Source organism: Amycolatopsis sp. NPDC024027 (genome assembly GCF_040638975.1).
Taxonomy (GTDB): Bacteria; Actinomycetota; Actinomycetes; order Mycobacteriales; family Pseudonocardiaceae; genus Amycolatopsis.
On sequence record NZ_JBEZYY010000040.1, the window covers coordinates 1 to 6,447 of the forward strand.

The following is a 6,447-nucleotide window of genomic DNA, read 5'->3' on the forward strand; positions in this document are numbered from 1 at the left end:
GCGGCCCCCGCCCCCCCCCCCGGCGAGTCTATTGCTCCTGTGCCCCCCCCCCAGCCCCCTCTTTCCCCCCCCCCGACACTTGCCGGCAGCTCCCCGGCCGACCACAAGGGACGAGCCCGCCGGGAGTGCTTCCCGGCGGGGCCTGCTTTCACAGTCGGCGAGGGCGCGAATCGCCGACCCCGCGCGTGGTCGCGAATGACTCATTCGGGGCCTCCGACGTCCCGAATGAGTCATTCGCGGCAACCGGCGTCGGCGAGCAGTCCGGAGCACTCCGCGACCGTCAGGACGTGAAGCGTTCCAGCGCCCGGATCTTGTTGGTCGCGTCCAGCGCCGCCACCTTGTACGCCTCCGACAGCGTCGGGTAGTTGAACACCGCGTCCACCAGGTAGTCGACCGTGCCGCCGCAGCCCATCACCGCCTGTCCGATGTGGACCAGGTCCGTCGCGCCCGTGCCGAACACGTGGACGCCGAGGAGCTTGCGGTCCGTCGTGGACACCAGCAGCTTCAGCATCCCGTAGCTGTCGCCGGTGATCTGGCCGCGCGCCAGCTCGCGGTACCGCGCGATGCCGACCTCGTACGGCACCGACGACGACGTCAGCTGGGCCTCGGTCGCACCGACGTAGGAGATCTCGGGGATCGTGTAGATGCCGATCGGCTGCAGCGCGCCGAGCTCGTGCGCCGGCTCGCCGAACGCGTGGTACGCCGCGAGCCGGCCCTGGTCCATCGACGTCGCCGCCAGTGCCGGGAAGCCGATCACGTCGCCGACCGCGTAGATGTGCGGCACCGGGGTGCGGTAGTTCTCGTCGACCACCAGCCGGCCGCGCTCGTCCGCGGCCAGGCCCGCCGCCTCCAGGTTGAGCTCGCCGGTCATGCCCTGGCGGCCGGCGGAGTACATGACGCCGTCGGCCGGGATGCGCTTGCCGCTGACCAGTGTCGTGATGGTCGCGTGGTCGGACACCGCCACGTCCGCGACCTTCTCGCCGAAGCGGAACGTGACGCCGAGGTCGCGCAGCTGGAACTTGAGCGACTCGACGATCTCCGGGTCGCAGAAGTCCAGCATGTGCTCGCGCTGCTCGACCACGGTGACCCGCGAGCCGAGTGCGGCGAACATCGACGCGTATTCGATCCCGATCACCCCGGCGCCCACCACGACCAGCGACGACGGGATCTGCTCGAGCCGCAGGATCTCGTCGGAGTCGAGCACCCGGGCGGCGTCGAAGTCGACCTGCTTCGGCCGCGCGGGCCGGGTGCCGGTGGCGATCACGACGTGGTCGCCCGACAGCGTCCGCCGGTCGCCGCGGTGCCGGCCGTCGACCAGCACGGTGTGCGGGTCGAAGAAGGAGGCGGTGCCGTCGACCAGGTCGATGTGGTTGCGCATCAGCTGCGCGCGCACGACCTGGACCTCGCGCCCGACGACGTGCTGGGTGCGGGCGAGCAGGTCGGCGATGGTGATGTCGTGCTTGACGCGGTAGCTCGCGCCGTAGAGCTCGCGCTGGTTCATGCCGGTCAGGTAGAGCACGGCTTCACGCAGCGTCTTGGACGGGATCGTGCCGGTGTTGACGCACACCCCGCCGACCATGTCGTGCCGGTCGATGACCGCCACCTTCTTGCCGAGCTTCGCCGCGGCGATCGCGGCCTTCTGCCCGCCGGGGCCCGAACCGATGACGATGAGGTCGTACTCGTGCTCGCTCACGACGTCGAGCCTGCGCACCCCGGGGTCCGGGCGCAACCCCCGGCCGGTGAAGATCCGCGCACAGCCCCGCCGAGGGGCTAGCGTGTCCGGGTGCTGCGCGTCGCACTGCTGGGCGAGCAGGTGATCGCCGACGACGAGTCCGGCGCCGTGCTGACGCGGTCGCCGCGGTCGGTCGCGCTCGTGGCCCACCTCGTCCTGCACGCCGGCCGCGCGCAGCCCCGGCGCCTGCTCGCCGGGCTGTTCTGGCCGGATTCCACCGACGCGCAGGCGCTGACCAACCTCCGCCGCGAGCTGCACCAGCTGCGCCGCGTGCTGGGCGACCCGCCCCCGCTGACCGTCACCGGGCAGGACCTGTGCTGGCGGGACTCGCCGTCGAGCCGCGTGGACGTCCGGGAGTTCGCCGTCGCCCACCGGGCCGCGCTGGCCGCCGGGGACCCCGGTGAAGCCGTCGGCCACGCCCGGGCCGCGCTGGCGGCCTACCGCGGCGACCTGCTGCCCGGCCTGGCCGACGACTGGGTCCTGGCCGCCCGCGCCGAACTCGAACGCCAGTGCGTCGAACTGTGCGACCTGATCGGCCGGACACCGTCGGGCGACCCCGCCACCGCGCTCGCCGCGGCCCGCCGCCGGATCGCGCTGCGCCCCCTCGAAGAGACCGGCTACCGGACGCTGATGGGGCTGCAGGCCGAGGCCGGGGACCGGGCGGGCGCGGTGAGCACCTACCACCGGTGTGCGTCGGTGCTCGAGCGCGAGCTCGGCGTCGTCCCGGGCGAGCCGACGCGCGCGGCGCTGCGGCGGCTGCTGGCCCGGCCGGACCCCGAGCCCCGGCGACCGGCCGCACCCGGACTCGTCGGCCGCGCCACGGAGCTGGCCCGGCTCGGCGAGCTCTGGCGGACGGCCGCGGCGGGCCGCGCCGGGCTCGTCCTCGTGCGCGGCGACGCCGGGGTCGGCAAGACCCGGCTGGTGAGCGAGCTCGCCGGCGCGGCGCGCGCCGAGGGCGCGGTCGTGGCCGCCGGCCGGTGCTTCGGCACGCCGGGACGGCTCCCGCTGGCGCCGGTGGCCGACTGGCTGCGCACCCCGGCCGTGCAGAAGGCGGCGGCGTCGCTGGACCCGGTGTGGCGCGCCGAAGTCGACCGGCTGCTGCCGGCCGCCCGGACGGCCGGCGGCGGGCACGTGGCCGTCGAAGCCTGGCAGCGCCTGCGGTTCTTCGAGGGACTGGCCCGGGCGCTCACCGCCGGCGGGCGGCCCGTCCTGCTGGTGCTCGACAACGCGCAGTGGTGCGACCAGGAGACGGGCGCGTTCCTCACCTTCTGCCTCGGCCTGCTGCCGGACGCGCCGCTGCTGGTCGCCGCGACCCTGCGCGACGGCGATCCCGGTCCGGCCGGCGCGGCCTGGACGGCCCAGCTGCGCGACGACGGCAGGCTGACCGAGCTGCCGCTGCGCCCGTTCGACGCCGCCGGCACGGCCCGCCTCGGCGAAGCGGTCGCCGGGCGCCCACTGTCCACTTCGGACCGCGACCTGCTGCACGCGGCCACCGGCGGCTATCCGCTCTACGTCGTCGAAGCCTTGCGGGCGCACGATTCCCCGCCCGCCGAGGGGCTGGCCGCCGTGCTGAGGACGCGGCTGGAGCAACCGGGCCCGGCCGCCCGCGAGATCGCCGGGCTCGCCGCCGCGGCCGGCCGGGACGTCACCCTCGAGCTGCTCACCGAGGCCAGCGACCTGGACGCGGACACCGTCGTCGACGCCGTCGACGAGCTGTGGCGCCGCCGGCTCGTGCGTGAGTCCGGCGGCAGCTACGACTTCACCCACGACCTGCTGCGCGAGACCGCCTACCAGCAGGTCAGCCCGCCCCGGCGGTGGCTGCTGCACCGGCGGCTGGCCCAGGGCCTGGAGCTGCTGCACGCCGGGGACACCGACGTCGTGGCGGCGCAGCTGGCCGAGCAGTACGCCCGCGGCGGCCGCCCGGACCGCGCCGTCGCCCACTACCGGCGGGCGGCCGCCGTCGCCGCGAGCACGTTCGCCCACGCCGAAGCGATCCGGCTGCTGCGGGAAGCCCTGGACCTCGTCCGCGCCCGCCCGGCGAGCGGCAACCGCGACCGGGACGAGCTGGCCGTCCTCGAAGCGCTCGCCGGTCCCCTCAACGCTCACCAGGGCTACTCGTCCCCCGAGCTGCAGCACACCCTCGAGCGTTCGCTCGCGCTCGCCGAATCGCTGGGCGACGAGGAGGCCGCGCTCACCGCGCTGCTGGAGCTGTGGTCGTCACGGTTCGTCCAGGGCCGGACCGTCCAGGCCCACGAGGCGGCCGAACGCGCCCTCGGGCTCCTGACGCCGGGCACGAGCGCCGCGCAGGGCGGGTCGGCGCACTTCATCGTCGCGGGTTCGTCGCTGAGTCTCGGGCACGACCCGGCCGAGGCGCTGCGGCACTTCGACCTGGGCGCCGAACGCACGCGCGGCGCGTCGTCGTGGCCGATCGGCACCCGCCCGGACGTCCACGGACCGGCCTGGGCGGCCCACGCCCACTGGCTGCTCGGGCACGAGGACGCGGCCGTGGCGTGCGGCGCCGGGGCGATCGCCCTCGCCCGCCGGATCGACCACCCGTACAGCCTGGCCATCGCGCTGGCGTACGCCGGGATCACCCACCAGATGCGCCGCGACCGCCGGGCACTCGGGACGGCGGTGGCCGAGCTGACGGCACTGTGCGACCGGTACGGCTTCGCGTACTACCGCGAGTGGGCGCTGGTCCTGGGCGGCTGGGTCCGCGGCGGCGCGGCCGGGCTGGCCGCGGCGCAGGAGGGCGTCGCGAACCTCAAGGCGGAGGGGGCGTTTGCCCGGATGCCGTACTGGCTGTCGCTGGTCGCCGAGCTGTCGGCCCCGGAGGCGGCCCGGGCGACGCTGGACGCCGCGCTGGCGGCCGGCGAGGCCCGCGACGACCGCTGGTGGCTGCCGGAGGTCCTGCGGCTGCGGGCGGCGCACGACGCCGACCCGGTCCCCCGCCTGCGGGCGGCCGCGGACCTGGCCCGCACCCAGGGCAGCACCGCCCTGCGGCTACGCGCGGAGGCGGACCTGGGCGTGGCGGCTCCGTCCTGACCGGGACGAACGGACCGAACGCTGCGCGAACGCCGGCTGCCTACGTTCCCTCCGGTACCGCAAATCCGAGAGGGAACCCACCATGACCACCACCGCCTTGCCGCACGAGGAACTGGCCGCCACGCTGCGCGGCGACCTCGTCACCCCGGCCGACCCCGGCTACGACGGGGCTCGCGCCGTCTACAACGCCATGATCGACAAACGCCCCGCGGCGATCGCGTACTGCCGCGACGCCGCCGACGTCGTCGCCTGCGTCCGCTACGGCCGTGCCCAGGGCCTGGACCTCGCGGTGCGCGGCGGCGGCCACAACGCGGGCGGCCTCGGCGTCGCCGACGGCGCCCTGGTGATCGACCTGTCGCGGCTGCGCAGCACCACCGTGGACCCCGTGCACCACACGGTCCGCGCCGACGCCGGCTGCACCTGGGGCGACGTCGACCACGCCACGGTCGCGTTCGGCATGGCGACCCCGTCCGGCATCGTCGCGTCCACCGGAGTCGCGGGCCTGACCCTCGGCGGCGGCATCGGCTACCTGGCCCGCCGCTTCGGCCTGACGGTGGACAACCTGCTCGGCGCGGACGTCGTCCTCGCCGACGGCGCCTTCGTGCACGCGTCGGAGTCCGAGCACGCGGACCTGTTCTGGGCCCTGCGCGGCGGCGGCGGCAACTTCGGCGTCGTCACGTCGTTCACCTTCCGCTGCCACGACATCGGCGAGCACGGCGTGATCATCGGCGGCCCGGTGCTGTACGACCTGGCCGACACCCCGGACGTGCTGCGCTGGTACCGCGAGCTGTTGCCGTCGCTGCCCGAAGAGCTGAACGGCTGGTTCGGCCTGCTGACGGTGCCGCCCGCACCGCCGTTCCCGGAGCAGCTGTGGGGCCGCAAGGCGTGCGGAATCGTCTGGTGTTACACGGGATCGCACGACAAGGCGGAGGAAGTGCTGGAACCGGTCCGTTCGTTCGGCTCGCCGCTGCTGGTCGGCTTGCAGGACATGCCGTACACGGCGTTGCAGGGCGCGTTCGACGCGCTGTACCCGGCCGGCTTGCAGTGGTACTGGCGCGCGGACGTGTTCCACGAGATCTCCGACGAGGCGATCGCCATCCACCTCAAGCACGGCGCGGAACTCCCGACGATGCATTCCTCGATGCACCTGTACCCGATCGACGGCGCGGCAAGCCGCATCGCCCCGGACGCGACGGCGTTCCCCCACCGCTCGGGCGGCTGGTCGGGCGTGATCGTCGGCGTCGACCCCGCCCCGGAGAAGGCGGAGGCCATTTCCCAGTGGACACGCGACTACTGGGAGGAACTGCACCCGACGTCGGCGGGCGGGGCGTACGTCAACTTCATGATGGAGGAGGGCCAGGACCGCGTGAAAGCGTCCTACGGGCACAACTACGACCGCCTGGCAGCCGTGAAGCGAAGGTACGACCCCCAGAACACCTTCCACATCAACCAGAACATCCGCCCAGCGTAAAAATTCAAAATCCGACGGCGCGGAAGCAGCACGCAAAAGCCGACCCCAACGGCACCCAGGCCCCCCGCAACCCCGATCCGAAGCCAGAACACGGCCGGCGACGCCGTGTCAAGGCACGCTTTCCCGCCTTGACAAGGACGGGGCGGCCCGAGGCAACAAAAAGAATTGGGGGTGGGGAAAACACAAACACCGACCAAGT

General features: G+C 74.1%; 3 protein-coding genes. 2 read left to right on the plus strand and 1 reads right to left on the minus strand.

The features are described 5' to 3' along the window. Window positions 1–280: 280 nt before the first annotated feature. Window positions 281–1,693: a Si-specific NAD(P)(+) transhydrogenase gene (sthA, locus tag AB0F52_RS48130; protein ID WP_360186214.1), complete on the minus strand. Its 1,413-nt coding sequence runs from the start codon at window positions 1,691–1,693 to the stop codon at window positions 281–283. 90 nt (window positions 1,694–1,783) lie between these two features. Here sthA and AB0F52_RS48135 point away from each other — a divergent pair, with 90 nt between their 5' ends. Then, window positions 1,784–4,777 (plus strand): AAA family ATPase, encoded by a 2,994-nt coding sequence (locus tag AB0F52_RS48135; RefSeq protein WP_360186217.1) that lies wholly within the window; start codon window positions 1,784–1,786, stop codon window positions 4,775–4,777. 82 nt (window positions 4,778–4,859) lie between these two features. Next, window positions 4,860–6,248, plus strand: a complete 1,389-nt coding sequence (locus AB0F52_RS48140; protein ID WP_360186220.1) for an FAD-binding oxidoreductase — start codon at window positions 4,860–4,862, stop codon at window positions 6,246–6,248. Window positions 6,249–6,447: the final 199 nt, after the last annotated feature.

Excerpts from the sequence above, each read along its gene's own strand:
- AB0F52_RS48140 (WP_360186220.1), top strand. The coding sequence starts at position 4,860 with ATGACCACCACCGCCTTGCCGCACGAGGAACTGGCCGCCACGCTGCGC.